The organism is Streptomyces sp. NPDC001832 (assembly GCF_040297265.1).
In the GTDB taxonomy this organism is placed as follows: domain Bacteria; phylum Actinomycetota; class Actinomycetes; order Streptomycetales; family Streptomycetaceae; genus Streptomyces.
This window is the reverse complement of the sequence record NZ_JBEOYU010000007.1, coordinates 20,949-46,953: the sequence shown is the minus strand read 5'-3', so window position 1 is coordinate 46,953 and position 26,005 is coordinate 20,949. Positions and strand designations below refer to the sequence as shown.

The 26,005-nt window shown below is 68.9% G+C and carries 23 protein-coding genes and 1 pseudogene; 22 read left to right on the top strand and 2 right to left on the bottom strand.

Features of this window, described 5'->3' with window-relative positions; all coding sequences use genetic code 11:
• A pseudogene (locus ABT115_RS08160) lies at positions 1-257 on the bottom strand (ATP-binding cassette domain-containing protein); the annotation flags it as partial.
• Between the two features lie 216 nt (positions 258-473).
• Here ABT115_RS08160 and ABT115_RS08155 point away from each other — a divergent pair.
• From ABT115_RS08155 to nusB, 16 genes are all read left to right on the top strand, one after another.
• Positions 474-1,109, top strand: coding sequence for a vitamin K epoxide reductase family protein (locus ABT115_RS08155; RefSeq protein ID WP_351785396.1), 636 nt, complete (start codon positions 474-476; stop codon positions 1,107-1,109).
• A gap of 69 nt (positions 1,110-1,178) precedes the next feature.
• The gene (locus ABT115_RS08150; protein ID WP_351785393.1) at positions 1,179-2,537 is read left to right on the top strand and encodes a replication-associated recombination protein A; all 1,359 of its coding nucleotides are present in this window, start codon (positions 1,179-1,181) and stop codon (positions 2,535-2,537) included.
• Positions 2,538-2,911: 374 nt separating this feature from the next.
• Complete coding sequence (gene rpsD, locus ABT115_RS08140) at positions 2,912-3,526, top strand: 30S ribosomal protein S4 (protein ID WP_277325114.1); 615 nt, start codon at positions 2,912-2,914, stop codon at positions 3,524-3,526.
• A gap of 237 nt (positions 3,527-3,763) precedes the next feature.
• Positions 3,764-4,216 (top strand): DUF948 domain-containing protein, encoded by a 453-nt coding sequence (locus ABT115_RS08135; RefSeq protein ID WP_351785390.1) that lies wholly within the window; start codon positions 3,764-3,766, stop codon positions 4,214-4,216.
• A gap of 7 nt (positions 4,217-4,223) precedes the next feature.
• Positions 4,224-4,586, top strand: a complete 363-nt coding sequence (locus tag ABT115_RS08130) for a DUF6167 family protein (protein WP_351785387.1) — start codon at positions 4,224-4,226, stop codon at positions 4,584-4,586.
• Positions 4,586-7,255 carry an alanine--tRNA ligase gene (gene alaS, locus ABT115_RS08125; RefSeq protein ID WP_351785384.1) on the top strand — a complete coding sequence of 890 codons (2,670 nt, stop codon included), beginning with the start codon at positions 4,586-4,588 and terminating at the stop codon, positions 7,253-7,255. Before ABT115_RS08130 ends, alaS begins: the two co-directional genes overlap by 1 nt.
• 8 nt (positions 7,256-7,263) lie before the next feature.
• The gene (ruvX, locus tag ABT115_RS08120; protein ID WP_351785797.1) at positions 7,264-7,737 is read left to right on the top strand and encodes a Holliday junction resolvase RuvX; all 474 of its coding nucleotides are present in this window, start codon (positions 7,264-7,266) and stop codon (positions 7,735-7,737) included.
• Between the two features lie 96 nt (positions 7,738-7,833).
• On the top strand, positions 7,834-9,651 hold the full coding sequence (gene mltG, locus ABT115_RS08115; protein ID WP_351785381.1) for an endolytic transglycosylase MltG: 1,818 nt from the start codon (positions 7,834-7,836) through the stop codon (positions 9,649-9,651).
• Positions 9,638-10,474 carry a shikimate dehydrogenase gene (locus ABT115_RS08110; RefSeq protein ID WP_351785378.1) on the top strand — a complete coding sequence of 279 codons (837 nt, stop codon included), beginning with the start codon at positions 9,638-9,640 and terminating at the stop codon, positions 10,472-10,474. The genes mltG and ABT115_RS08110 overlap by 14 nt, the downstream gene beginning before the upstream one ends.
• Positions 10,475-10,621: 147 nt before the next feature.
• Positions 10,622-11,806 (top strand): chorismate synthase, encoded by a 1,185-nt coding sequence (gene aroC / locus ABT115_RS08105; RefSeq protein WP_351785376.1) that lies wholly within the window; start codon positions 10,622-10,624, stop codon positions 11,804-11,806.
• On the top strand, positions 11,803-13,449 hold the full coding sequence (gene aroB, locus ABT115_RS08100) for a 3-dehydroquinate synthase (protein ID WP_351785373.1): 1,647 nt from the start codon (positions 11,803-11,805) through the stop codon (positions 13,447-13,449). The genes aroC and aroB overlap by 4 nt, the downstream gene beginning before the upstream one ends.
• Positions 13,446-13,886: a type II 3-dehydroquinate dehydratase gene (gene aroQ / locus ABT115_RS08095; RefSeq protein ID WP_351785371.1), complete on the top strand. Its 441-nt coding sequence runs from the start codon at positions 13,446-13,448 to the stop codon at positions 13,884-13,886. The genes aroB and aroQ overlap by 4 nt, the downstream gene beginning before the upstream one ends.
• 139 nt (positions 13,887-14,025) lie before the next feature.
• Positions 14,026-14,838, top strand: a complete 813-nt coding sequence (locus ABT115_RS08090; RefSeq protein ID WP_351785368.1) for a Pro-rich N-terminal domain-containing protein — start codon at positions 14,026-14,028, stop codon at positions 14,836-14,838.
• 103 nt (positions 14,839-14,941) lie between these two features.
• Entirely contained in the window at positions 14,942-16,048 is a 1,107-nt protein-coding gene (locus ABT115_RS08085) for an aminopeptidase P family protein (RefSeq protein WP_351785366.1), read from the top strand.
• Between the two features lie 50 nt (positions 16,049-16,098).
• On the top strand, positions 16,099-16,665 hold the full coding sequence (efp, locus tag ABT115_RS08080; protein WP_351785364.1) for an elongation factor P: 567 nt from the start codon (positions 16,099-16,101) through the stop codon (positions 16,663-16,665).
• Between the two features lie 2 nt (positions 16,666-16,667).
• Positions 16,668-17,099, top strand: coding sequence for a transcription antitermination factor NusB (gene nusB / locus ABT115_RS08075; protein ID WP_351785362.1), 432 nt, complete (start codon positions 16,668-16,670; stop codon positions 17,097-17,099).
• 160 nt (positions 17,100-17,259) lie between these two features.
• On the opposite strand, the gene bldD is transcribed toward nusB, so the two are convergent.
• Complete coding sequence (gene bldD / locus ABT115_RS08070) at positions 17,260-17,760, bottom strand: transcriptional regulator BldD (RefSeq protein ID WP_014157378.1); 501 nt, start codon at positions 17,758-17,760, stop codon at positions 17,260-17,262.
• A gap of 221 nt (positions 17,761-17,981) precedes the next feature.
• Between bldD and pyrR the strand changes: the two genes are divergently transcribed.
• The 6 genes from pyrR to carB all read left to right on the top strand — a co-directional run bounded on the left by pyrR (position 17,982) and on the right by carB (position 25,992).
• On the top strand, positions 17,982-18,566 hold the full coding sequence (gene pyrR / locus ABT115_RS08065; protein WP_351785359.1) for a bifunctional pyr operon transcriptional regulator/uracil phosphoribosyltransferase PyrR: 585 nt from the start codon (positions 17,982-17,984) through the stop codon (positions 18,564-18,566).
• 93 nt (positions 18,567-18,659) lie between these two features.
• Positions 18,660-19,661, top strand: coding sequence for an aspartate carbamoyltransferase catalytic subunit (locus tag ABT115_RS08060; protein WP_351785795.1), 1,002 nt, complete (start codon positions 18,660-18,662; stop codon positions 19,659-19,661).
• A gap of 2 nt (positions 19,662-19,663) precedes the next feature.
• Positions 19,664-20,950 (top strand): dihydroorotase, encoded by a 1,287-nt coding sequence (locus ABT115_RS08055; protein WP_351785356.1) that lies wholly within the window; start codon positions 19,664-19,666, stop codon positions 20,948-20,950.
• Entirely contained in the window at positions 20,947-21,528 is a 582-nt protein-coding gene (locus tag ABT115_RS08050; protein ID WP_351785353.1) for a PH-like domain-containing protein, read from the top strand. The genes ABT115_RS08055 and ABT115_RS08050 overlap by 4 nt, the downstream gene beginning before the upstream one ends.
• Positions 21,525-22,691, top strand: coding sequence for a glutamine-hydrolyzing carbamoyl-phosphate synthase small subunit (gene carA / locus ABT115_RS08045; RefSeq protein ID WP_351785350.1), 1,167 nt, complete (start codon positions 21,525-21,527; stop codon positions 22,689-22,691). Before ABT115_RS08050 ends, carA begins: the two co-directional genes overlap by 4 nt.
• Positions 22,684-25,992: a carbamoyl-phosphate synthase large subunit gene (gene carB / locus ABT115_RS08040; RefSeq protein ID WP_351785347.1), complete on the top strand. Its 3,309-nt coding sequence runs from the start codon at positions 22,684-22,686 to the stop codon at positions 25,990-25,992. Before carA ends, carB begins: the two co-directional genes overlap by 8 nt.
• The last annotated feature ends 13 nt before the right edge of the window (positions 25,993-26,005 follow it).

The following is a 26,005-nucleotide window of genomic DNA, read 5'->3' as shown; positions in this document are numbered from 1 at the left end:
CGGTCTCGGGTAGTAGCGGGCGAAGTGCGTCACCGTCTCGCGTACGTCAACTCGGCGGGCGCGCATTCATCCTGCCAGACGACTCCGACCCGGGAAGGTCAACGGCGGTAGGCGGAAGCCGGGTCAGCGCCGAGCACTGACCCGGTCTCTTCGTCGCGGTTGCGACGGCCCTGCAGGATTTCCACGGTGGTGCTCTTCCCGGCCCCGTTCGGTCCGAGGATGCCGAACACCTCGCCACGCCGTATGCCCAGGTCCATGCCGTCGACCGCGGTCACGTCGCCGTAGCGCTTGCGCAGGCCGCGCACTCCAGCGCAAGTTCGGTCACGGTTCAGAGCGTCCCGCGGACCCGCGTGTTCCGTTCCGGCCGGGCTCAGAGTTTTGCGCACATATTTATGTCCATCGAACAGAGGGCCAGCGGTGCGGTACGGCACAATGTCCGTGCCCAGCAGGCCACTCACTGATGGAACGGCGATATGACGACTGCAGCGGTTGACCATCCCTCCTCCGACCAGGAAGAGGACGGCGGGAAGAGGAGCATCGGAGGCAGTCGGGCGTTCGCACTGCTGTTGGTGATCACGGGCGCGGCCGGACTTTTCGCCTCCTGGGTCATCACGATCGACAAGTTCAAGCTGCTGGAGGACCCCAACTTCACACCGGGCTGCAGTCTCAACCCGGTCGTCGCATGCGGCAACATCATGACGAGCGAGCAGGCGTCCGCGTTCGGCTTCCCGAACCCGATGCTCGGTCTGGCTACCTACTCCGTGATCATCGGCATCGGTCTGGCGCTGCTCGCGGGCGCCCGCTTCCGCAGCTGGTACTGGCTCGGGATGAATGCCGGCACGCTGTTCGGCGTCGGCTTCTGTACCTGGCTCCAGTACCAGTCGCTCTACAACATCAACTCGGTCTGCCTGTGGTGCTGCCTGGCCTGGGTCGCCACGATCTTCATGTTCTGCTACGTCACCACGCACAACATCAAGCACCGGATCCTGCCCGCGCCGAACTGGCTGCGCAACGGACTGACGGAGTTCCACTGGGTGCCGCCGGTCCTGTGGACCGGCATCATCGGCATGCTGATCCTGACCCGCTGGTGGGACTTCTGGACCAGCTGACCGGCCCCTCGCTCCTGCCGGGCGACCGGCCCGGCAGGGATGTCAGCGCCGTGACATAGGCTTCAAAACGTGGAGCCCGACCTCTTTACCGCAGCTGCCGAAGACCGTCAGGAGAAGGACCTGTCCAGCAGCCCACTGGCTGTCCGGATGCGCCCCCGCACCCTCGACGAGGTCGTCGGCCAGCAGCATCTGCTCAAGCCGGGCTCGCCGCTGCGCCGCCTCGTCGGCGAGGGGAGCGGCGGGCCCGCAGGCCCCTCGTCGGTGATCCTCTGGGGCCCGCCCGGCATCGGAAAGACGACTCTGGCGTACGTGGTCAGCAAGGCCACCAACAAGCGCTTCGTCGAGCTCTCCGCGATCACCGCGGGCGTCAAGGAAGTGCGGGCCGTCATCGAGGGCGCCCGCCGCGCCAGCGGCGGCTACGGCAAGGAGACTGTTCTCTTCCTCGACGAGATCCACCGCTTCTCCAAGGCGCAACAGGACTCGCTGCTCCCGGCAGTGGAGAACCGCTGGGTGACGCTGATCGCCGCGACCACCGAGAATCCGTACTTTTCGATCATCTCGCCGCTGCTGTCGCGCTCGCTGCTGCTCACCCTGGAATCGCTCACCGACGACGATCTGCGCGGCCTGTTGCAGCGTGCCCTGACCGACGAGCGCGGACTCGGCGGCGCGGTGGCGCTGCCGAGGGACACCGAGGCACATCTGCTGCGCATCGCGGGCGGCGATGCCCGGCGGGCGCTCACGGCGCTGGAGGCCGCGGCCGGTGCGGCGCTGGCCAAGCAGGAGAAGGAGATCACCCTCCTGACCCTGGAGGAGACCGTCGACCGTGCCGCCGTCAAGTACGACCGGGACGGAGACCAGCACTACGACGTGGCGAGCGCGCTCATCAAGTCGATCCGCGGCTCCGATGTGGATGCCGCGCTGCACTATCTGGCCCGGATGATCGAGGCGGGGGAGGACCCCCGGTTCATCGCCCGGCGGCTGATGATCTCAGCCAGCGAGGACATCGGTCTCGCAGACCCCACGGCACTGCCCACTGCCGTCGCGGCCGCCCAGGCGGTCGCCATGATCGGTTTTCCCGAGGCGGCGCTCACCCTGAGTCATGCCACGATCGCCCTGGCCCTCGCCCCCAAGTCCAATGCGGCGACACTGGCGATCTTCGCCGCTCAGGAGGACGTACGGAAGGGCCTTGCGGGCCCCGTCCCGGCACATCTGCGCGACGGCCACTACAAGGGCGCCGCCAAGCTGGGACACGCCCAGGGCTATGTGTATCCGCATGATGTCCCCGGCGGTATCGCCGCCCAGCAATACGCCCCGGACGCCGTACGCGGCAAGCACTACTACCAGCCCACGCGCTACGGTGCGGAGGCGCGCTACGCGGATGTGGTGGAGCGGGTCCGCGAGCGGCTCTCAGGCCCGTCCGCCGACTGAGAAGGACGCGCAGGGGTCATTCCCCGTTCAAGCGTGCCGCTGCCTCGAAGAGCGTGTGCATGGCGTGCAGCACTTCGCCGACGTCCTGCACCGGCTCGTGGAATTCGAAGTGCGTTCAGCCCGGGGACGAGCAGTGCCGACGAACAGGTACTCTGTAGAGGAGTTCGTGTGCGCTCGGCTGCTGACGGCATCCGAGTGATCTCAAGCCCGCCGGGACGCGGCTGACCACGATCTGATCGGTCCTCCGTCGTATCGGCACCCTGAGCGGTGTCGACGCTGTCAGTGCTGTCCGTGACGTGTGTGGTGTTCCCCGGGCGAGACATGCGATCTCCTCAAGTAAGGTAAGCCTAACCTACGATGGAGGTCTGGAGAACGTGCCTAACCAGTCGCGTCCCAAGGTCAAGAAGAGCCGCGCGCTCGGCATTGCGCTGACGCCGAAGGCTGTCAAGTACTTCGAGGCCCGCCCCTACCCGCCGGGCGAGCACGGCCGTGGCCGCAAGCAGAACTCGGACTACAAGGTCCGTCTGCTGGAGAAGCAGCGTCTGCGCGCCCAGTACGACATCAGCGAGCGCCAGATGGCGCGTGCCTACGACCGCGCCAAGAAGGCCGAGGGCAAGACGGGCGAGGCGCTCGTCGTCGAGCTCGAGCGTCGTCTCGACGCCCTGGTCCTGCGGTCGGGCATCGCCCGCACCATCTACCAGGCCCGCCAGATGGTCGTGCACGGTCACATCGAGGTCGACGGCCGCAAGGTCGACAAGCCGTCCTTCCGTGTCCGTCCCGACAACGTCGTGACGGTCCGCGAGCGCAGCCGCGACAAGCACCCCTTCCAGGTTGCCCGCGAGGGTGGTTACGCCCCCGACGGCGAGACCCCGCGCTACCTGCAGGTGAACCTGAAGGCCCTGGCCTTCCGCCTTGACCGGGACCCGAACCGCAAGGAAATCCCGGTGATCTGCGACGAGCAGCTCGTCGTCGAGTACTACGCCCGCTGATCCAGGCGCAGCCGCTCTCACCAGCGCTCAGGCCCGCCCCTTCCCGATACGGGAGGCGGCGGGCCTCAGCGTTCTCCCGGGGCTGCCCCGGACTGCGCTCCTTGCCGCCGGTAATGCGGTACGGGGCGCGACCACCGGCGCGATAGGCTCGGGAGACGACGATCGGCTGTTGCAGCAGCGGTCGCGAGCAGAGACAGACAGATACAGAGTCAGCGACAAGATAGAGAGCGGTGCACTGTGTCCGGTGGAGAGGTAGCCGGGATCCTGGTGGCCGTCTTCTGGGCGATCCTGGTTTCGTTCCTCGCCGTCGTACTGGTGAGGCTGGCCCAGACACTCAGGGCGACCACCAAGCTCGTGGCGGACGTGACCGAGCAGGCGGTCCCGCTGCTTGCCGACGCCTCCGCCACTGTGCGCGCCGCGCAGACCCAGCTTGACAAGGTCGACGCGATCGCCACGGACGTCCAGGAAGTCACCTCGAACGCCTCGGCGCTTTCCACCACTGTCGCATCGGCCTTCGGCGGCCCGCTCGTCAAGGTCGCCGCTTTCGGTTACGGGGTACGGCAGGCCATCGGCCGCAAGACCAATCCGGAACCGGAACCTGCCCGCCGTACCGTGATCGTCGGCCGCACCGTGCCGGCCGCGCGCGGCAGGAAGCGTAGCGGCAAAAACACCCGCGGATCGAAGGACTGACGCAGCGATGTTCCGCCGTACGTTCTGGTTCACCGCCGGCGCCGCCGCCGGAATCTGGGCCACCACCAAGGTCAACCGGAAGCTCAAGCAGCTGACCCCCGAGAGTCTCGCGGCGCAGGCCGCGGACAAGGCGATCGAGACCGGCCACAAGCTCAAGGACTTCGCTCTGGACGTCCGCGAGTCCATGGCCCGGCGCGAGGCCGAACTGGGCGAGGCGCTGGGCCTGGAGGCACCGGTCGACCTCGACCTCCCCGTACAGCGTCATTTCGCCGTCGAAGCGGCCGAGCCTGTCGGACCGGACAGGTCCCTCAAAGCCGCCAACTACCGCAAGCTCCCCTACAACTCGTACAACCGGAATGAGGACCACTGATGGAGTCGGCTGAAATTCGTCGCCGCTGGCTGAGCTTCTTCGAGGAGCGCGGTCACACCGTCGTGCCTTCGGCGTCGCTCATCGCGGACGACCCGACTCTGCTCCTGGTCCCCGCGGGCATGGTCCCCTTCAAGCCGTACTTCCTCGGCGAGGTCAAGCCGCCCGCCCCGCGCGTCACCAGCGTGCAGAAGTGTGTCCGTACGCCGGACATCGAAGAGGTCGGCAAGACCACCCGGCACGGCACGTTCTTCCAGATGTGCGGCAACTTCTCCTTCGGTGACTACTTCAAGGAAGGCGCCATCAGCTACGCCTGGGAGGCTCTGACGAGCTCCGTGGCGGACGGCGGCTTCGGTCTCGACCCCGAGCGGCTGTGGATCACGGTCTATCTGGACGATGACGAGGCCGAGCAGATCTGGCGCGACAAGATCGGCGTACCGGCCGAGCGCATCCAGCGCCTGGGCAAGAAGGACAACTTCTGGTCCATGGGCGTCCCCGGACCCTGCGGCCCCTGCTCCGAGATCAACTACGACCGCGGTCCCGAGTTCGGCGTCGAAGGCGGCCCGGCCGTCAATGACGAGCGCTACGTGGAGATCTGGAACCTGGTCTTCATGCAGTTCGAGCGGGGCGCCGGTGACGGCAAGGAGGACTTCCCGATCCTCGGCGACCTGCCGTCGAAGAACATCGACACGGGCCTGGGCCTGGAACGTCTCGCCATGATCCTCCAGGGCGTACCGAACATGTACGAGACCGACACCCTGCGCGTCGTCATGGACCGTGCCACCGAGCTGACCGGCGTGCACTACGGCGCCGACCACGGTTCGGACGTCTCGCTCCGCGTGGTCGCCGACCACATCCGTACCTCCGCGATGCTGATCGGTGACGGCGTCACCCCCGGCAACGAGGGCCGCGGCTATGTGCTGCGCCGCATCATGCGCCGCGCCATCCGCAACATGCGGCTGCTGGGTGCCACGGGCCCGGTCGTCCTGGACCTGGTCGATGTTGTGATCAACACGATGGGGCAGCAGTACCCGGAGCTGATCACCGACCGCAAGCGCATCGAGACCGTCGCCCTCGCCGAAGAGGCTGCCTTCCTCAAGGCCCTCAAGGGCGGCACCAACATCCTCGACACGGCCGTCACCGAGACCAAGGCCGCCGGGGGCAAGGTCCTCGCCGGCGACAAGGCGTTCCTCCTCCACGACACCTGGGGCTTCCCGATCGACCTCACCCTGGAGATGGCCGCCGAACAAGGCCTCTCGGTGGACGAGGACGGCTTCCGCCGCCTGATGAGGGAGCAGCGGGAGCGTGCCAAGGCCGACGCCAAGGCCAAGAAGACCGGCCACGCCGACCTGTCCGCCTACCGTGAGGTCGCTGACAACTCCGGCATCACCGAGTTCACCGGCTACACCGCCACCGAGGGCGAGTCGACCATCGTCGGCCTGCTCGTCGACGGTGTGTCCTCGCCCGCCGCCACCGAGGGCGACGAGGTCGAAGTCGTCCTGGACCGCACCCCGTTCTACGCCGAGGGCGGCGGCCAGCTCGCCGACCAGGGCCGGATCCGGCTCGACAGCGGCGCCGTCATCCAGGTCCGCGACGTCCAGCAGCCCGTCCCCGGCGTCTCCGTCCACAAGGGTTCGGTGCAGGTCGGCGAGGTGACGGTGGGCGCTTCTGCCTACGCCGCCATCGACACCACCCGCCGCCGTGCCATCGCCCGCGCCCACAGCGCCACGCACCTCACGCACCAGGCGCTGCGCGACGCACTGGGCCCGACGGCAGCCCAGGCCGGTTCGGAGAACTCGCCGGGTCGCTTCCGCTTCGACTTCGGCTCGCCCGCCGCCGTACCCGGCACGGTCCTCACCGACGTCGAGCAGAAGATCAACGAGGTCCTCGCCCGTGAACTCGACGTCCAGGCCGAGGTCATGCCGATCGATGAGGCCAAGAAGCAGGGCGCCATCGCCGAGTTCGGCGAGAAGTACGGCGAGCGGGTCCGGGTCGTCACCATCGGCGACTTCTCCAAGGAGCTCTGCGGCGGTACGCACGTCCACAACACCGCCCAGCTGGGTCTGGTGAAGCTGCTCGGCGAATCGTCCATCGGTTCCGGCGTGCGCCGTATCGAGGCCCTCGTCGGTGTCGACGCCTACAACTTCCTCGCCAGGGAGCACACGGTCGTCGCCCAGCTTCAGGAGCTGGTCAAGGGCCGTCCCGAGGAGCTCCCGGAGAAGATCGCCGGAATGCTCGGCAAGCTGAAGGACGCCGAGAAGGAGATCGAGAAGTTCCGCGCGGAGAAGGTCCTCCAGGCCGCCGCCGGTCTGGTCGATTCCGCCAGGGACGTGCGGGGCGTCGCCCTGGTCACCGGTCAGGTCCCGGACGGCACCTCGGCCGACGATCTGCGCAAGCTCGTCCTTGACGTCCGCGGACGCATCCAGGGTGGCCGCCCGGCTGTTGTGGCCCTGTTCACCACAGCCAACGGCCGCCCGCTGACCGTGATCGCCACCAACGAGGCTGCCCGTGAGCGCGGACTCAAGGCCGGTGACCTGGTCCGTACCGCCGCCAAGACCCTCGGCGGCGGTGGCGGCGGCAAGCCGGACGTCGCCCAGGGCGGCGGCCAGAACCCCGAGGCCATCAGCGCCGCCGTGGCCGCTGTCGAACGCCTCGTCACCGAGACCGCGTGACGGCGGGGATGACGCAGATGCGCCGCGGTCGTCGTCTCGCGATCGACGTCGGGGACGCCCGGATCGGGGTCGCTTCGTGCGACCCCGACGGGATCCTCGCCACGCCGGTGGAGACCGTTCCGGGACGCGATGTCCCGGCGGCCCACCGTCGGCTCGGGCAGATCGTCGAGGAGTACGAGCCGATCGAGATCATCATCGGCCTGCCGCGATCCCTCGGCGGCGGTGAAGGCCCCGCCGCTGCCAAGATCCGGGTCTTCGCCCAGGAGGTCGCCCGCTCGGTCGCGCCCATTCCGGTGCGACTCGTGGACGAGAGGATGACCACAGTGACGGCCAGTCAAGGACTGCGCGCCTCGGGCGTGAAGTCCAAGAAAGGTCGTTCCGTCATCGATCAGGCTGCCGCTGTGGTGATCCTTCAGAACGCTCTGGAGTCCGAACGGGCGTCGGGTAAAGCCCCGGGCGAAGGCATCGAAGTGGCGCTCTGATCGCGATACGGTAACGTTCCGCGCGATGCGGCGGTGTTCGAATAAACACCGCACAGCAAAAGAGACGGAATGTCGTCTCGCGGCTCTAGGGGATCGATGACTGAGTATGGCCGGGGCCCCGGCTCCGAACCGTGGCATCCCGAGGACCCCTTGTACGGGGATCAGGGATGGGGAGGGCAACCGTCTGCCCACGGCCAGAGTCAGTACGGCGGCCAGCAGCCCTACCCCCAGGATCCGTACGCGCAACAGCCGCCGCAGGACCCGTACGCACATCAGCACCAGCACCAGCATCAGCAGCAGGATCCCTACGCGCAGCAGCTCCAGCAGGATCCCTACGCGCAGCAGCTCCAGCATCAGCCGCAGGACCCGTACGCACAGCAGCACCAACAGCAGCAGCCTGCGTACGGAGCTCCGCAGGACCCGTACGCACAGCAGCAGCCCCAGCCCCAGCCCCAGTACGACAACGGTGGTTGGGACACCGGGCAGCAGTCCGCCGGGATGCCTTACGACGCCCAGCAGGCCGACCCGTACGACGCCCAGCAGGCCGACCCGTACGGCGGCCGGCAGGTCGGCTACGGCGAGACGGATGACCACTACGGCACGCCGGAGGCGTACCGGCCGCCGCAGCCCCCGGGCCACCGGGAGGCCATCCCCGAGCAGGCCCCCGCGCAGAGTCCCGACTGGGATCCGGAGGCCCAGCCGGAGGAGACCCACCCCTTCTTCACCGGCGCCGACGACCACAGCGACGAAGACGACGACGCGTACGACGACGACCCGCGCGAGTCACGCCGCGGCGGTCGCGGCGGAAATGAGCGCCGGGGCGGCAAGGGGAAGAAGAAGGGCCGCAGCGGCCTCGCCTGCCTGGTTGTCTCGGTGGTCCTGCTAGGCGGCCTCGGCGGAGTGTGCTACGTCGGTTACTCGTTCTGGCAGGACAATTTCGGTGCTGCGCCCGACTACACCGGAACGGGCACCGGCGAGGTCGAGGTCGAGATCAAGAAGGGCGCCCTCGGTTACGAAATCGGCAACATCCTGAAGCAGAAGGGTGTCGTCAAGAGCGTCGACGCGTTCGTCGCCGCGCAGAACGAGAACCCCAAGGGCAAGTCGATCCAGGCAGGCGTCTATCTGCTCCACGAGAAGATGTCCGCGGCCGAGGCCGTGAAGATGATGGTCGACCCGAAGAGTCAGAACCTTCTGGTGATCCCCGAGGGTTACCGCAATGTCGCCATCTACGAGATGGTCGACAAGAAGCTCGGCCTCAAAAAGGGAACGACCAAGGAAGTTGCCGCGTCCGAGGCATCCGACCTCGGTTTGCCCGATTGGGCAAGCGACGACCAGGACATAAAGGACCCGCTGGAAGGATTCCTTTACCCGGCCGCCTATCCGGTCACCAAGGAAACCAAGCCGGAGACAATCCTGAAGAAGATGGTCTCCCGTGCCAACGAGGAGTACGACAAGCTCGACCTCGAGGGAACGGCCAAGAAGTACGATCTGGACGGCCCATGGCAGGTTCTCACTGTCGCCAGCCTGGTCCAGGCGGAGGGTCTCACGCACGACGACTTCCGCAAGATGGCCGAAGTCGTCTACAACCGCCTGGAGCCGGACAATACGGTCACGAACCGTAAGCTTCAATTCGACTCCTCATTCAATTACCTCAAGAATCAGAGCGAGATCAAGATCGGGTCGAGTGAGATCCTGAGCAATCCGGACCCGTACAACACCTATTACCACGAGGGTCTTCCGCCGGGTCCGATCAGCAATCCGGGCGAAGAAGCCCTGCGCGCAACGCTCAATCCCACCAGTGACGGGTGGATGTTCTTCATCTCGCTCGACGGCAAGAAAACCGATTTCACCAAGACGGCCGCCGAGCACGAGAAGCTCAACAAGAAGTTCAAGGAAAAGCATGGCCTCGTCTGACGGGCGTCGCCGGGCAGCCGTCCTCGGCTCGCCCATCGCCCACTCGCTCTCTCCGGTCCTTCATCGGGCCGCGTACCAAGAGCTCGGTCTCACCGGATGGTCGTACGACCGGTTCGAGATCGACGAGGACGCGCTCCCCGGTTTCGTCCAGGGACTCGACTCCACCTGGGCCGGGCTCTCGCTGACCATGCCGCTCAAGCGCGCGATCATCCCGCTGCTGGACTCCATCAGCGAGACCGCGTCCTCGGTGGAGGCGGTCAATACGGTGGTCCTCACCGAGGACGGCCGGCGGATCGGGGACAACACCGATATCCCCGGCATGTTGGCCGCGCTGCGCGAACGCGGTTTGGAGAAGGCCGACGCCGCCGCCGTGCTCGGTGCCGGAGCGACCGCTTCCTCTGCGCTCGCCGCGCTGTCCGAGATCTGTACGGGACCGGTCACGGCGTACGTCCGCAGCCGGGAACGGGGCCGGGAGATGCGCGGCTGGGGCGAACGCCTCGGCGTCGACGTCCGGATCTCCGACTGGACGGCGGCCGAGCAGGCGCTGCATGCCCCGCTGGTCGTCGCCACCACCCCGGCCGGTGCCACGGACGCGCTGGCCGATGCCGTACCGGACCGGCCCGGAATGCTCTTCGATGTGCTGTACGAGCCCTGGCCGACCGGACTCGCGGCCGCCTGGGCTGCCCGTAACGGCTCAGTCGTCGGAGGTCTCGATCTTCTGGTGCACCAGGCCGTTCTCCAGGTCGAGCAGATGACGGGCCGTTCACCCGTGCCGCTCGCGGCCATGCGACAGGCCGGGGAAGCGGCGCTCGCCGCCCGCTGACCCCTTGCGCCCGCCGGTGGGACGCGTCCGCCTGCTGGACCGGCGACCGGTTCACGTCCCCGATCGTGGGAGGATCAAAGGTGGCGGGCCAGGGCCGCGCACCCGGTCGCGCCATCGCAGTTCCAGGCGCGAGCATGAGGAGCACCGTTGAGCAGGTTGCGCTGGCTGACCGCGGGGGAGTCGCACGGCCCCGCACTCGTGGCGACGTTGGAGGGTCTTCCCGCCGGCGTCCCGATCACCACGGAGATGGTGGCGGACGCGCTCGCCCGGCGGCGGCTCGGTCATGGCCGCGGTGCGCGGATGAAGTTCGAGAAGGATGAGGTCACCTTCCTCGGCGGGGTGCGCCACGGTCTCACCATGGGCTCTCCGGTCGCCGTGATGGTGGGCAACACCGAGTGGCCCAAGTGGGAGCAGGTCATGTCGGCCGACCCGGTCGGCCCCGAGGATTTGGCGGCGCTGGCCCGCAATGCCCCGCTGACCCGCCCGCGGCCCGGCCACGCCGACCTCGCGGGCATGCAGAAGTACGGCTTCGACGAGGCCCGGCCGATCCTGGAGCGCGCCAGCGCCCGGGAGACCGCGGCCCGGGTCGCGCTCGGTGCCGTCGCACGGTCGTACCTCAAGGAGACCGCCGGCATCGAGATCGTCAGCCATGTCGTCGAACTGGCCGCGGCCAAGGCGCCCTACGGCGTCTACCCGACGCCCGCCGACGTCGAGAGGCTCGACGCCGACCCGGTGCGCTGCCTGGACGCCGACGCGAGCAAGGAAATGGTCGCCGAGATCGACCAGGCCCACAAGGACGGCGACACCCTCGGTGGCGTCGTCGAGGTGCTCGCGTACGGAGTGCCCGTCGGCCTCGGCTCACACGTCCACTGGGACCGCCGTCTCGATGCCCGGCTCGCCGCGGCCCTGATGGGCATCCAGGCCATCAAGGGGGTCGAGGTCGGTGACGGCTTCGACCTGGCCCGGGTTCCCGGCTCCAAGGCGCACGACGAGATCCTGGTCACCGAGGACGGCATCAAGCGCGCCTCCGGGCGTTCTGGCGGCACCGAGGGCGGTCTGACCACCGGCGAACTGCTGCGGGTCCGCGCCGCGATGAAGCCCATTGCGACTGTGCCGCGCGCGCTCGCAACCGTTGACGTCGTCACCGGCGAACCCGCCAAGGCCCACCATCAGCGCTCCGATGTCTGTGCCGTTCCGGCCGCGGGCATCGTCGCCGAGGCGATGGTCGCCCTGGTCCTCGCCGACGCCGTCGCCGAGAAGTTCGGCGGGGACAGTGTTCCCGAGACCCGCCGCAATGTGCAGTCGTACCTCGACCACCTGCAGATCCGATGAGCGGCCCGCTGATCGTCCTCGTCGGCCCGATGGGCGTCGGTAAGTCCACGGTCGGTGAACTGCTCGCCGACCGGCTCGGCACCACCTACCGGGACACCGACACGGACGTCGTCGCCACGGCCGGCAAGCCGATCTCGGAGATCTTCTACGACGAGGGCGAGGAACACTTCCGCGAGCTGGAGCGACAGGCGGTGCACACCGCCGTCGCCGAGCACACGGGTGTCCTCTCCCTCGGCGGCGGCGCCGTGCTCGACGAGACGACCCGCGCGCTGCTCGCCGACCACCCCGTCGTCTATCTCTCGATGGACGTGGAGGAGGCCGTCAAGCGGGTCGGCCTGAACACCGCCCGCCCGCTGCTCGCCGTCAACCCGCGCCGACAGTGGCGCGAGCAGATGGACGCCCGCCGCCATCTGTACACCGAGGTGGCCCGGGCAACCGTCGCCACCGACGAGCGCACCCCCGAAGAGGTCGCCCAGGCGGTCCTCGACGCACTGGAACTGCCGGAGCGCACGGACGATCCCGTTCTCTCCGGCGTGGAGAACACACGCATGACCGAGCAGGGCACCACCCGTATCCAGATCGCCGGCAGCGCGGGATCCGACCCGTACGAGGTGCTGGTGGGCAGGCAACTCCTCGGCGAGCTGCCCACGCTCATCGGCGACCGCGCCAAACGGGTTGCCGTGCTGCACCCCGAGGCGCTCGCCGAGACAGGTGAGGCGGTCCGTCAGGACCTCGTGGAGCAGGGCTACGAGGCCATCGCCATCCAGCTGCCGAATGCCGAGGAGGCCAAGACCGTCGAAGTCGCGGCGTACTGCTGGAAGGCGCTCGGGCAGACCGGCTTCACCCGCACCGATGTCATCGTCGGCGTCGGCGGCGGAGCCACCACCGATGTGGCCGGCTTCGTCGCGGCGAGCTGGCTGCGAGGGGTGCGCTGGATCGCCGTACCCACGACCGTGCTTGCCATGGTCGACGCGGCCGTCGGCGGCAAGACGGGTATCAACACCGCCGAGGGCAAGAACCTCGTCGGCGCCTTCCACCCGCCCGCAGGCGTCCTCTGCGACCTCGCCGCCCTGGACTCGCTGCCTGTTCACGACTACGTCAGCGGCCTGGCCGAGGTCATCAAGGCCGGCTTCATCGCCGACCCCGCGATCCTCGACCTCATCGAGGCGGACCCGGAAGGCGCCCGTACACCCGCCGGAGCGCACACCGCCGAGCTGATCGAACGCGCCATCCGGGTCAAGGCCGAGGTCGTCTCCAGCGACCTCAAGGAATCCGGACTGCGCGAGATCCTCAACTACGGCCACACTCTGGCCCACGCCATCGAGAAGAATGAGCGCTACAAGTGGCGGCACGGCGCGGCCGTCTCGGTCGGCATGGTCTTCGCTGCCGAGCTGGGCCGGCTGGCCGGACGCCTCGACGACGCCACCGCCGAGCGGCACCGCGCCGTCCTGAAGTCCGTCGGACTGCCCCTCACCTACCGTGGCGACCAGTGGCCCAAGCTGCTGGAGAACATGAAGATCGACAAGAAGTCCCGCGGCGACCTGCTGCGCTTCGTCGTTCTCGACGGCCTCGGCAAGCCCACCGTGCTGGAGGGCCCCGACCCGGCCGTGCTGCTCGCAGCCTACGGGGAGGTGTCGGCGTGACCCGCCGAGTCCTCGTCCTCAACGGGCCGAACCTCGGCCGGCTCGGCTCCCGTGAGCCCGATGTGTACGGCGCCACGTCGTACGCCGGACTCGTCGAGACCTGTCAGGCCCTCGGCAAGGAACTCGGCTTCGATGTCGACGTCCGGGAGACCAACGACGAGGGCGAGCTGATCCGCTGGCTCCACGAGGCCGCGGACGGTTCAATTCCGGTCGTTCTCAACCCCGGGGCCTTCACCCATTATTCGTATGGAATGCGGGATGCGGCGGCCCAGCGCACCGCCCCGCTGATCGAGGTGCACATCTCGAACCCTTACGCACGGGAGGAATTCCGCCACAACTCCGTGGTCGCGCCGGTCGCCACGGGGACCGTGGCCGGATTCGGCATCGGCTCCTACCGCCTCGCTCTGCGCGCCCTCGTGGACGAGTTGACCGGCTGACGGACCGATGTACCGGACGGCCGAACCGGCCGACCGGGCACCGTGCACTCTCCCCGGCCGTTCCCTTGGTGGCGGCCGGGGACGGTACGGTTGCCGTTCCACCAGCGCCAGTTGACTGTACGAGACGGAGTGGCACCGGATGCAGCACGCAGTGGGGGCCCCGCTGCCGCCGCCCCAAGGCCCCGGAAGCGGACCTGTCGGCTGGACGCACCAGGCCCAGCGCCTCGGGCCGGCGGGGCCGCCGCCCAGCACCCCTCCCATGCCCCAGGGCTGGAGCGGAACCGCCCCGCAGCACGCCCCGGCGCCTGTCTCCAGGGAGACCACCGGGCATGTGCAGTTGCCGCCCGGCGGGCCCGTCCCGATGCCCGCGCCGCCCGCCGGGTCCGGCACCGGCAGCGCGACCCTCGCCGTACTCCTGATCGGACCCGCAGGCGCGGGCAAGACCACCGTGGCCAAGCTCTGGGCCAGCCGCCGCCGGGTTCCCACGGCCCACGTCAGCCTCGACGACGTCCGCGAATGGGTCTGCTCCGGCTTCGCCGACCCCCAGGCCGGGTGGAACGACCACTCCGAGGCCCAGTACCGCCTCGCCCGTCGCACCTGCGGCTTCGCCGCCCGCAACTTCCTCGCCAACGGCATCTCCTGCATCCTGGACGACGCCGTCTTCCCGGACCGGCCCGTCGTCGGCCTCGGGGGCTGGAAGCGCCATGTCGGCCCCGGACTGCTGCCCGTCGTTCTGCTGCCCGGCCTGGAGATCGTGCTGGAGCGCAACGCGGCCCGCAGCGGGAACCGGCGCCTCTCGGACGAGGAGGTCGCCCGGATCCACGGCCGGATGGCCGGGTGGTACGGCTCCGGACTGCCGATCATCGACAACTCGGCGTACGACGTGGAGACCACCGCTCGCGTACTGGACGACATACTCGCCCGCTCCATAGCAAGCCCTCCGGCCTGGTGAACCGCCATCGGGCGGTGTTCCCCGTCCGGTGAGGACCCGGCCGAGGCCCCCGGTCGGATGCGCTGACCGAGCAGGCCTGCGCCACCGCTCGTAGGCTCGTGACATGTCAGACGTGTACGCCGTCCGCCGCGGGCTGCTCCGCGACCGGAGCGCCGCCGTCGGATCCGCGGCCGCTCTGGTCTCCCGCCCGGCCAATGTCCGCTATCTCGCGGGCGGAGCGCCCCCGGGCGCCGTTCTGCTGCTCGGCCCCGGTGAGGACGTCCTGCTCTGCCCGCACGTCGCGACCGGCGATCCCCCCGACGGGCGCACCGACGATCAGCTGCAGGTGTCACTGCTGCCGGCCACCCACGGTGATCCGGTGGTCGCGGCCGCCGATCTGGCCTCCTCCTTCGGCGCGGAGGCCCTGGCCGTCGAGGAGCACCATCTGACGGTCTCCCGCCACCGCGCCATGAGTTCGGTCGCCCCACGGCTCCGGCTTGCCGATCTCGGCGCCATCGTGGAGCAATTGCGGGTCGTCAAGGACGAGGAGGAGATCGCCTGTCTGCGAATCGCCGCCGAGATCACCGACCAGGCCCTGGGGGAACTCCTCGAATCCATCCTGGTGGGCCGCACCGAACGGCATCTCGCCCTGGAGCTGGAGCGCCGCCTGGTGGACCACGGCGCCGACGGTCCCGCCTTCGCCACCTCCGTAGCCACCGGGCCGAACTCCGGCCAGGGCCGGCACCGCCCCTCGGACCGGCGGGTGGAGGAGGGAGACTTCCTCTCCGTCTGCCTGGGCGCGAACTATCGCGGCTACCGCTGTGAGATCGGCCGTACGTTCGTCATCGGGACGACGCCCGCCGACTGGCAGATCGAGCTCTACGACCTGGTTTTCGCCGCTCAGCGGGCCGGGCGCGAGGCTCTCGTGCCGGGGGCCGCCTACCGCGATGTGGACCGTGCTGCCCGCTGTCTCCTGGACTCCGCGGGTCACGGCGGGGGCCTCGCACCATGCACCGGGCACGGGGTGGGGCTCGAAATCGACGAGGACCCGCAGCTGGCACCTGCAGCCATGGGTAAACTGGACGCTTGTGTACCGGTCACCGTCGAACCGGGGGTCCACCTCCCGGGCCGGGGCGGGGTCCGGATCGATGACACGCTCGTCGTGCGCCCCGAGGCGGACGGCGGACCCGAGCTACTCACCATTACGACCAAGGAGCTGCTCGCGCTCTAGCGCGCATCCTCGGTCGTTCCACCAGCTTCAGTCCAGGAGATTCCGCAACCGTGGCTTCCACGAACGACCTCAAGAACGGCCTGGTGCTCAAGCTCGACGGGGGCCAGCTCTGGTCCGTCGTCGAGTTCCAGCACGTCAAGCCCGGCAAGGGCCCGGCCTTCGTGCGCACCAAGCTCAAGAACGTGCTCTCCGGCAAGGTCGTCGACAAGACGTTCAACGCCGGCGTGAAGGTCGAAACGGCCACCATCGACCGTCGCGACATGCAGTTCTCGTACATGGACGGCGAGTACTTCGTCTTCATGGACATGGACACGTACGACCAGCTCATGGTCGACCGCAAGACTGTCGGCGACGCCGCCAACTTCCTGATCGAGGGCTTCACCGCCTCCGTCGCCCAGCACGAGGGCGAGGTGCTCTACGTCGAGCTGCCCGCCGCCGTCGAGCTGACCGTCCAGCACACCGACCCGGGCGTCCAGGGCGACCGCTCCACCGGTGGCACCAAGCCCGCCACGCTGGAGACCGGGTACGAGATCGGCGTCCCGCTCTTCATCACCACGGGTGAGAAGATCAAGGTCGACACCCGCACGGGCGACTACCTCAGCCGGGTGAGCGGCTAACCGTGGCTGCCCGGAACAAGGCCCGCAAGCGAGCCTTCCAGATCCTTTTTGAGGCAGACCAGCGCGGTGAGTCCGTGCAGACGGTCCTCGCGGACTGGGTGCGGCACTCGCGGGCCGACAACCGTCAGCCGCCGGTCACCGAGTACACGATGGAGCTCGTCGAGGGGTACGCGCAGTACGCGGACCGGATCGACGACCTCATCGTGACCTACGCCGTGGACTGGGAGATCGACCGCATGCCGGTCGTCGACCGGAACATCCTGAGGCTCGGTGCGTACGAGCTGATCTGGGTGGACGGGACCCCGGACGCAGTGGTGATCGACGAGGCGGTCCAGCTCGCCAAGGAGTTCTCCACCGATGACTCCCCACCCTTCGTGAACGGGCTGCTGGCCCGGTTCAAGGACCTCAAGCCGAACCTGCGCCGGGAGCAGTAGCCTCCGGCGGCCGTTCAGCCGACGAAGGGCCCATGGTCGTGTGACCGTGGGCCCTTCGGCATGCGGAGTCCGGCTGTTGCGCAACGAAAATGCCGTGTCTGCGCGGGCTCCCGAACAGGGAACCCGCGCAGACACGGCGGCACGCTTCTGCGGAGCGGCGTCAGCCCTCGTCGTGGGCGACGGCGCGGCGGGCGTCGGCGTCCAGCACGCCCCAGCTGATCAGCTGCTCCGTGAGCACGGACGGCGACTGGTCGTAAATCACGGCCAGCGTGCGCAGGTCGTCCTGGCGGATCGACAGCACCTTGCCGTTGTAGTCGCCGCGCTGGCTCTGGATCGTCGCGGCATAACGCTGCAGCGGTCCGGCCTTCTCCGGCGGAACGTGGGCGAGGCGCTCCAGGTCCAGGACAAGCTTCGGCGGCGGCTCGGCGGCCCCGCCAGGCGTCGTACCGGGCAGGAGTTCCTGCACCGGGACTCCATAGAAATCCGCGAGCTCGGCGAGGCGCTGTACGGTTACGGCACGGTCGCCGCGCTCGTACGAACCGACCACGACGGCCTTCCAGCGGCCCTGGGACTTCTCCTCCACGCCATGGAGGGAGAGGCCCTGCTGAGTGCGGATGGCACGGAGTTTGGCCCCGAGCTGTTTTGCGTATTCGCTGGACATAAGGCTCCCCGGACGCTGGAACATTTCGCGGCGCCGCCGCGTGGCTGGTAACTCACTGTGAGGTTACGCAGCGTTACTTGGATGCGTCAAGCCGAATGGTCCTGACCGGCACCTTCCGGGGGTGCTACCAGGGCATGGCAGGAGCCCTGGTAGCGTTGATGACGCAATTTCGACGTCCTTTAAGGTCCGTCCAGTGAGGCGGAGAAGGAGGTCCGTTTCTTATGGACGCACAGCATGAAGCCACCGGCAACGCGGCACGCCCCGTTCTGGAGGCTCCCGACATCGCCCGGGCACTGACGCGAATCGCCCACGAGATCGTCGAACGCGCCAAGGGCGCCGACGATGTGGTGCTCCTCGGCATTCCGACGCGAGGCGTCTTCCTCGCCGGCCGGCTCGCCGAAAAACTCCAAGAGATCACCGGTCGGAAGATGCCGGTCGGCTCACTCGACATCACGATGTACCGCGATGACCTGCGGCTGCGCCCTGCGCGTGCCCTGGCCCGCACCGATATCCCCGGCGAGGGCATCGAGGGCCGCCTGGTCGTCCTCGTCGACGATGTTCTCTTCTCGGGCCGCACGATCCGCGCCGCGCTCGATGCGCTGGGCGACATCGGCCGGCCCCGCGCGGTGCAGCTCGCGGTCCTCGTCGACCGCGGTCACCGCGAACTCCCGATCCGTGCCGACTACGTCGGCAAGAACCTCCCCACGTCGCTGCGGGAGACGGTCAAGGTCCAGCTCGCCGAGGAGGACGGCCGCGACGCCGTGCTGCTCGGTTTTCAGCAGACCGCCCCGGCGGGCGAGCAGTAACTGCGCTTCACCCGTACGGCGTACCTCGAACCCGTATGGCAGCTTTCGCGCGCCCGCATGTCTGAACACTCCAGCCACCCGGAGAACACCCAGATGAAGCGTCACCTCATCTCGGCCGCCGACCTCACACGCGACGACGCCGTCCTGATCCTCGACACCGCCGAGGAGATGGCCCGGGTCGCGGACCGGCCGATCAAGAAGCTCCCCACCCTGCGCGGCCGTACCGTCGTCAACCTCTTCTTCGAGGACTCGACGCGTACCCGCATCTCCTTCGAGGCCGCCGCCAAGCGCCTCTCCGCCGATGTCATCAACTTCTCCGCGAAGGGCTCGTCCGTCTCCAAGGGCGAGTCGCTCAAGGACACCGCACTGACCCTGGAGGCGATGGGCGCCGACTGCGTCGTCATCCGGCACGGTGCCTCCGGTGCCCCGTACCGCCTCGCCACCTCCGGCTGGATCGAGGGCGCCGTCGTCAACGCCGGTGACGGCACCCACGAGCACCCCACGCAGGCCCTGCTGGACGCCTTCACCGTGCGCCGCCGCCTGGTCGGGGCCGAGAGCGGTCTCGGCCGGGACCTCGAAGGCCGCCGGATCACCATCGTCGGCGACATCCTGCACAGCCGGGTGGCCCGCTCCAACGTCCACCTGCTGAATACGCTCGGCGCCCACGTCACCCTGGTGGCCCCGCCGACCCTCGTCCCCATCGGCGTCGAGCAGTGGCCGTGCGACATCAGCTACAGCCTCGACGCGGTGCTGCCGAAGTCCGACGCCGTGATGATGCTCCGTGTGCAGCGCGAACGGATGAACGCCGCGTACTTCCCGACCGAGCGCGAGTACTCCCGCCGCTACGGCCTGGACGGCGACCGCATGGCGAAGATGCCCGGGCACGCCATCGTCATGCACCCCGGCCCGATGGTCCGGGGCATGGAGATCACCGCAGAGGTCGCCGACTCCGACCGGTGCACGGTCGTCGAGCAGGTCGCCAACGGCGTCTCGGTCCGCATGGCCGTCCTGTACCTGCTGTTGGGCGGGTTCGAGCCCGCCACCCAGTCCCACCCGTCGCCCGCCACCCCCTCCCGTACCGAGGAGAACAAGTAATCATGAGCAAGACCCTTATCCGCGGCGCGAGGATCCTCGGCGGCGAGCCCCAGGATGTCCTGATCGACGGCGAGACCATCGCTGCGGTCGGTACCGGTTTCGAGGCCGGTGACGCGACCGTCGTCGAAGCCGGGGGTCAGATCCTGCTGCCCGGCCTGGTCGACCTCCACACCCATCTGCGCGAGCCCGGCCGCGAGGACTCCGAGACCGTCCTCACGGGGACGAAGGCGGCGGCCGTCGGTGGCTTCACCGCCGTCCATGCCATGGCCAACACCTTCCCGGTCGCTGACACCGCCGGTGTCGTCGAGCAGGTCTGGCGGCTCGGTAAGGAGTCCGGCTACTGCGACGTGCAGCCGATCGGCGCCGTAACCGTCGGCCTGGAGGGCAAGAAGCTCGCCGAGCTCGGCGCCATGCACGATTCGGCCGCCGGAGTGAAGGTCTTCTCCGACGACGGCAAGTGCGTGGACGACGCGGTGATCATGCGACGCGCGCTGGAATATGTGAAGGCCTTCGATGGCGTCGTCGCCCAGCACGCCCAGGAGCCCCGCCTCACCGAGGGCGCCCAGATGAACGAGGGCATCGTCTCCGCGGAACTCGGCCTCGGCGGCTGGCCCGCCGTCGCCGAGGAGTCGATCATCGCCCGCGACGTACTGCTCGCCGCCCACGTCGGCTCCCGGGTGCACATCTGCCACCTGTCGACCGCCGGTTCCGTCGAGATCGTCCGCTGGGCCAAGTCCAAGGGCTGGAACGTCACCGCCGAGGTCACCCCGCACCACCTGCTCCTCACCGACGAGCTCGTACGGTCCTACAACCCGGTCTACAAGGTGAACCCGCCGCTACGCACCGAGGCCGACGTCATGGCCCTGCGCGAGGCGCTCGCCGACGGCACCATCGACTGCGTCGCCACCGACCACGCCCCGCACCCGCACGAGGACAAGGACTGCGAGTGGGCCGCCGCCGCCATGGGCATGGTGGGCCTGGAGACCGCGCTCTCCGTCGTCCAGCAGACGATGGTCGAGACCGGCCTCATCGACTGGGCGGGCGTCGCCGACCGGATGTCGTTCCGTCCGGCCGCCATCGGCCGTCTCGGGGGACACGGGCGGCCCGTCTCGGCCGGTGAGCCCGCAAACCTCACCCTGGTCGATCCGGCTTACCGTGGTGTCGTGGACCCCGCGGGCTTCGCCTCCCGCAGCCGCAACACTCCGTACGAGGGTCGCGAGCTGCCGGGCCGAGTGACCCACACCTTCCTGCGGGGCCGTGCCACGGTCGTCGACGGGAAGCTCGCGTGACATCTCTCACCCCCTTGTACCTCCAGCTCGCCGCCGAGCAGAAGTCGGCCGAAGTGACCGACTGGCCCGCTCGCATCAGCTGGGTCATCGGACTGATCGTCCTCATCGCCTTCATCTACTGGCTGATGCGCCAGGGATGGAAGTGGCGGGGGAGTCTCCAGTCCGATCTGCCGGAGCTCGCGACGACCCCGGAGGGGTTCGCGGACGGCGAGAAGCTGCTGACGCTGACCGGCCGGTACCACGCCTCGACTACCGCCGGGCAGTGGCTCGACCGGATCGTCGCCCGCGGCCTCGGTACCCGTAGCCGTGTCGAGCTCACCCTGACCGGCCAGGGCCTCGACGTCGTACGCCCCGGCGCAGCCGACTTCTTCGTCCCGGTCGCCGCACTGCGCGAGGCCCGGCTCGACAAGGGCATCGCCGGCAAGGTCCTCCCCGAGGGTGGCCTGCTGATCATCACCTGGGCGCACGGCGACAAGCTGATCGACTCCGGTTTCCGCTCCGACCACTCGGCCGAGCACCCGGCCTGGGTCGAGGCCATCAACCATCTCACCAGCACTACGGAAGGCACCGCACGATGACGATCTCCACCCGGGGAGCCGCCAAAGCTCCCGCCGTACTCGTCCTGGAGGACGGCCGCACCTTCCGCGGCCGCGCCTACGGGGCCGTGGGGGAGACCTTCGGCGAGGCCGTTTTCTCCACCGGCATGACCGGCTACCAGGAGACGCTGACCGACCCCTCGTACCACCGTCAGGTCGTCGTGATGACCGCCCCGCACGTCGGCAACACCGGTGTGAACGACGAGGACCCCGAGTCGAAGCAGATCTGGGTCGCCGGATACGTCGTCCGCGACCCCGCCCGGGTGCCCTCCAACTGGCGCTCTCAGCGCTCGCTCGACGAGGAGCTGGAGCGCCAGGGGATCGTCGGCATCAGCGGCGTCGACACCCGCGCCCTCACCCGCCACCTGCGCGAGCGAGGCGCCATGCGCGTCGGCATCTTCTCCGGCCCTGCGCTGAGCGGCGGCCCCGCCGCGGGCCCGGCCGACGAGGCCACGCTGCTGGCCCGCGTCCAGGAATCTCCCGAGATGGTGGGCGCCGACCTCTCCGCCGAGGTCGCCACCAAGGAGGCGTACGTCGTCCCCGCGATCGGCACGAAGAAGTTCACCGTCGCCGCGATCGACCTGGGCATCAAGGGCATGACCCCGCACCGGATGGCCGAGCGCGGTATCGAGGTGCACGTGCTGCCCGCCACCGCCACCCTGGAGGAGGTGTACGCGGTCGAGCCCGACGGCGTCTTCTTCTCCAACGGACCCGGCGACCCCGCCACCGCCGACCACCCGGTCTCCGTCATGCAGGGCGTCCTGGAGCGGCACACCCCGCTCTTCGGGATCTGTTTCGGCAACCAGATCCTGGGCCGAGCCCTGGGCTTCGGCACCTACAAGCTGAAGTACGGCCACCGCGGCATCAACCAGCCCGTGCAGGACCGTACGACCGGCAAGGTCGAGGTCACCGCGCACAACCACGGCTTCGCCGTCGACGCCCCGCTCGACAAGGTGTCCGACACGGAGTTCGGCCGTGCCGAGGTCTCCCACGTCTGTCTGAACGACCAGGTCGTCGAGGGGCTGCAGCTCCTCGACCGGCCGGCCTTCAGCGTCCAGTACCACCCCGAAGCAGCCGCGGGCCCGCACGACGCCGCGTACCTCTTCGACCGCTTCGTATCTCTGATGGAGGGCCAGCGTGCCTAAGCGCTCCGATATCCAGTCCGTCCTGGTCATCGGCTCCGGCCCGATCGTCATCGGCCAGGCAGCCGAGTTCGACTACTCCGGCACACAGGCCTGCCGCGTGCTCAAGGCCGAGGGCCTGCGCGTCATCCTGGTGAACTCCAACCCGGCGACGATCATGACCGACCCGGAGATCGCCGACGCCACGTACGTCGAGCCGATCACCCCCGAGTTCGTCGAGAAGATCATCGCCAAGGAGCGCCCCGACGCGCTGCTCCCCACGCTGGGCGGCCAGACCGCGCTCAACACCGCGATCTCCATGCACGAGAACGGTGTCCTCGAGAAGTACGGCGTCGAGCTCATCGGCGCCAACGTCGAGGCCATCCACAAGGGCGAGGACCGCGACCTCTTCAAGGGTGTCGTCGAGGCCGTCAACGCCAAGACCGGCCACGGCGAGTCCGCCCGCTCGGTCATCTGCCACTCCATGGACGACGTCCTGGCGGGCGTCGAGACGCTCGGCGGCTACCCCGTGGTCGTCCGCCCCTCCTTCACCATGGGCGGCGCAGGCTCAGGCTTCGCCCACGACGAGCAGGAGCTGCGCCGGATCGCCGGCCAGGGCCTGACGCTCTCCCCGACCACCGAGGTGCTCCTGGAGGAGTCCATCCTCGGCTGGAAGGAGTACGAGCTGGAGCTGATGCGCGACAAGCACGACAACGTCGTGGTCGTCTGCTCCATCGAGAACTTCGACCCGATGGGCGTTCACACGGGTGACTCGATCACCGTCGCCCCGGCGATGACGCTCACCGACCGCGAGTACCAGCGACTGCGCGACATCGGCATCGCGATCATCCGCGAGGTCGGCGTCGACACCGGCGGCTGCAACATTCAGTTCGCCGTCAACCCGACCGACGGCCGGGTCATCGTGATCGAGATGAACCCGCGCGTCTCCCGCTCCTCGGCGCTCGCCTCGAAGGCCACCGGCTTCCCGATCGCCAAGATCGCCGCCAAGCTGGCCGTCGGCTACACGCTCGACGAGATCCCGAACGACATCACCGAGAAGACGCCGGCCTCCTTCGAGCCGACCCTCGACTATGTCGTCGTCAAGGCCCCGCGGTTCGCCTTCGAGAAGTTCCCCTCCGCCGACTCCACCCTCACCACCACCATGAAGTCGGTGGGCGAGGCCATGGCGATCGGCCGGAACTTCACCGAGGCGCTCCAGAAGGCACTGCGTTCCCTGGAGAAGAAGGGCTCGCAGTTCTCCTTCACCGGTGAGACCGGCGACAAGACCGAGCTGCTGGCCGAGGCGGTCCGCCCGACCGACGGCCGGATCAACACCGTCATGCAGGCGATCCGGGCCGGCGCCACCCAGCAAGAGGTCTTCGACGCCACGAAGATCGACCCCTGGTTCGTCGACCAGCTCTTCCTCATCAAGGAGATCGCCGACGAGCTGGCCGCCGCCGACGAGGTCGGCCCCGAGCTGCTCGCCGAGGCCAAGCGTCATGGCTTCTCCGACGCGCAGATCGCCGACATCCGCAGCCTGCGCGAGGACGTCGTACGCGAGGTGCGGCACGCCCTGGGCATCCGCCCGGTCTACAAGACGGTCGACACCTGCGCCGCCGAGTTCGCCGCGAAGACGCCGTACTTCTACTCCAGTTACGACGAGGAGAGCGAGGTCGCGGCCCGCACCAAGCCGGCGGTGATCATCCTCGGCTCCGGCCCCAACCGCATCGGCCAGGGCATCGAGTTCGACTACTCCTGCGTCCACGCCTCCTTCGCGCTCAGCGACGCGGGCTACGAGACCGTGATGGTCAACTGCAACCCGGAGACCGTCTCCACCGACTACGACACCTCCGACCGCCTGTACTTCGAGCCGCTGACGCTCGAGGACGTGCTGGAGATCGTGCACGCCGAGTCCCTCGCGGGCCCGGTCGCCGGTGTCATCGTCCAGCTCGGCGGCCAGACCCCGCTGGGTCTGTCGCAGGCGCTCAAGGACAACGGCGTGCCCGTCGTCGGTACGTCCCCGGAGGCCATCCACGCCGCCGAGGACCGTGGCGCCTTCGGCCGCGTCCTGGCCGAGGCCGGCCTCCCGGCCCCGAAGCACGGCACCGCCACCACATTCGACGAGGCCAAGTCCATCGCCGACGAGATCGGCTATCCCGTCCTCGTACGCCCCAGCTATGTGCTCGGCGGCCGCGGCATGGAGATCGTGTACGACGAGACGCGGCTCTCCTCGTACATCGCCGAGTCCACCGAGATCAGCCCCACCCGGCCGGTCCTGGTCGACCGCTTCCTCGACGACGCGATCGAGATCGACGTCGACGCGCTCTACGACGGCACCGAGCTCTACCTCGGCGGTGTCATGGAGCACATCGAGGAGGCCGGTATCCACTCCGGCGACTCCGCCTGCGCGCTGCCCCCGATCACGCTCGGCGGCTACGACATCAAGCGGCTGCGCGCCTCCACCGAGGGCATCGCCAAGGGCGTCGGCGTACGCGGACTGATCAACATCCAGTTCGCGCTCTCCGGCGACATCCTGTACGTGCTGGAGGCCAACCCGCGCGCCTCCCGCACCGTCCCCTTCACCTCGAAGGCGACCGCGGTGCCGCTCGCCAAGGCCGCCGCCCGGATCTCGCTCGGCGCGACCATCGCCGAACTGCGCGAGGAGGGCCTGCTCCCGGCGAACGGCGACGGCGGCACCCTGCCGCTCGACGCACCGATCTCCGTCAAGGAGGCCGTCATGCCGTGGTCGCGCTTCCGTGACATCCACGGCCGCGGCGTCGACACCGTCCTCGGCCCGGAGATGCGCTCCACCGGTGAGGTCATGGGCATCGACTCGGTCTTCGGCACGGCGTACGCCAAGTCGCAGGCCGGCGCCTACGGCCCGCTGCCCACCAAGGGCCGCGCCTTCATCTCGGTCGCCAACCGCGACAAGCGCTCGATGATCTTCCCGGCGCGCGAACTCGTCGCCCACGGCTTCGAGTTGCTCGCCACCTCCGGCACCGCCGAGGTCCTCAAGCGCAACGGCATCAACGCCACGGTCGTGCGCAAGCAGTCCGAGGGCGTGGGCCCGCAGGGCGAGAAGACCATCGTCCAGCTGATCCACGACGGCGAGGTCGACCTGATCGTCAACACGCCGTACGGCACGGGCGGCCGCCTCGACGGCTACGAGATCCGTACCGCCGCCGTGGCCCGGTCCGTGCCGTGCCTGACGACGGTCCAGGCGCTCGCCGCCGCCGTTCAGGGCATCGACGCACTCACCCACGGAGACGTCGGCGTCCGCTCCCTCCAGGAACACGCGGAGCATCTGACCGCGGCACGCGACTAGTCCAGCAGGGGGA

Bases quoted from the DNA above. Each gene is read 5' to 3' on its own strand.
- ABT115_RS08060 (WP_351785795.1), top strand. From the start codon at position 18,660: ATGAAGCGTCACCTCATCTCGGCCGCCGACCTCACACGCGACGACGCC.
- ABT115_RS08055 (WP_351785356.1), top strand. From the start codon at position 19,664: ATGAGCAAGACCCTTATCCGCGGCGCGAGGATCCTCGGCGGCGAGCCC.
- mltG (WP_351785381.1), top strand. From the start codon at position 7,834: ATGACTGAGTATGGCCGGGGCCCCGGCTCCGAACCGTGGCATCCCGAG.
- pyrR (WP_351785359.1), top strand. From the start codon at position 17,982: ATGGACGCACAGCATGAAGCCACCGGCAACGCGGCACGCCCCGTTCTG.
- ruvX (WP_351785797.1), top strand. From the start codon at position 7,264: ATGACGCAGATGCGCCGCGGTCGTCGTCTCGCGATCGACGTCGGGGAC.
- ABT115_RS08155 (WP_351785396.1), top strand. From the start codon at position 474: ATGACGACTGCAGCGGTTGACCATCCCTCCTCCGACCAGGAAGAGGAC.
- aroB (WP_351785373.1), top strand. From the start codon at position 11,803: ATGAGCGGCCCGCTGATCGTCCTCGTCGGCCCGATGGGCGTCGGTAAG.
- ABT115_RS08085 (WP_351785366.1), top strand. From the start codon at position 14,942: ATGTCAGACGTGTACGCCGTCCGCCGCGGGCTGCTCCGCGACCGGAGC.
- bldD (WP_014157378.1), bottom strand. From the start codon at position 17,760: ATGTCCAGCGAATACGCAAAACAGCTCGGGGCCAAACTCCGTGCCATC.
- carA (WP_351785350.1), top strand. From the start codon at position 21,525: ATGACGATCTCCACCCGGGGAGCCGCCAAAGCTCCCGCCGTACTCGTC.
- ABT115_RS08130 (WP_351785387.1), top strand. From the start codon at position 4,224: ATGTTCCGCCGTACGTTCTGGTTCACCGCCGGCGCCGCCGCCGGAATC.
- ABT115_RS08110 (WP_351785378.1), top strand. From the start codon at position 9,638: ATGGCCTCGTCTGACGGGCGTCGCCGGGCAGCCGTCCTCGGCTCGCCC.
- ABT115_RS08090 (WP_351785368.1), top strand. From the start codon at position 14,026: ATGCAGCACGCAGTGGGGGCCCCGCTGCCGCCGCCCCAAGGCCCCGGA.
- alaS (WP_351785384.1), top strand. From the start codon at position 4,586: ATGGAGTCGGCTGAAATTCGTCGCCGCTGGCTGAGCTTCTTCGAGGAG.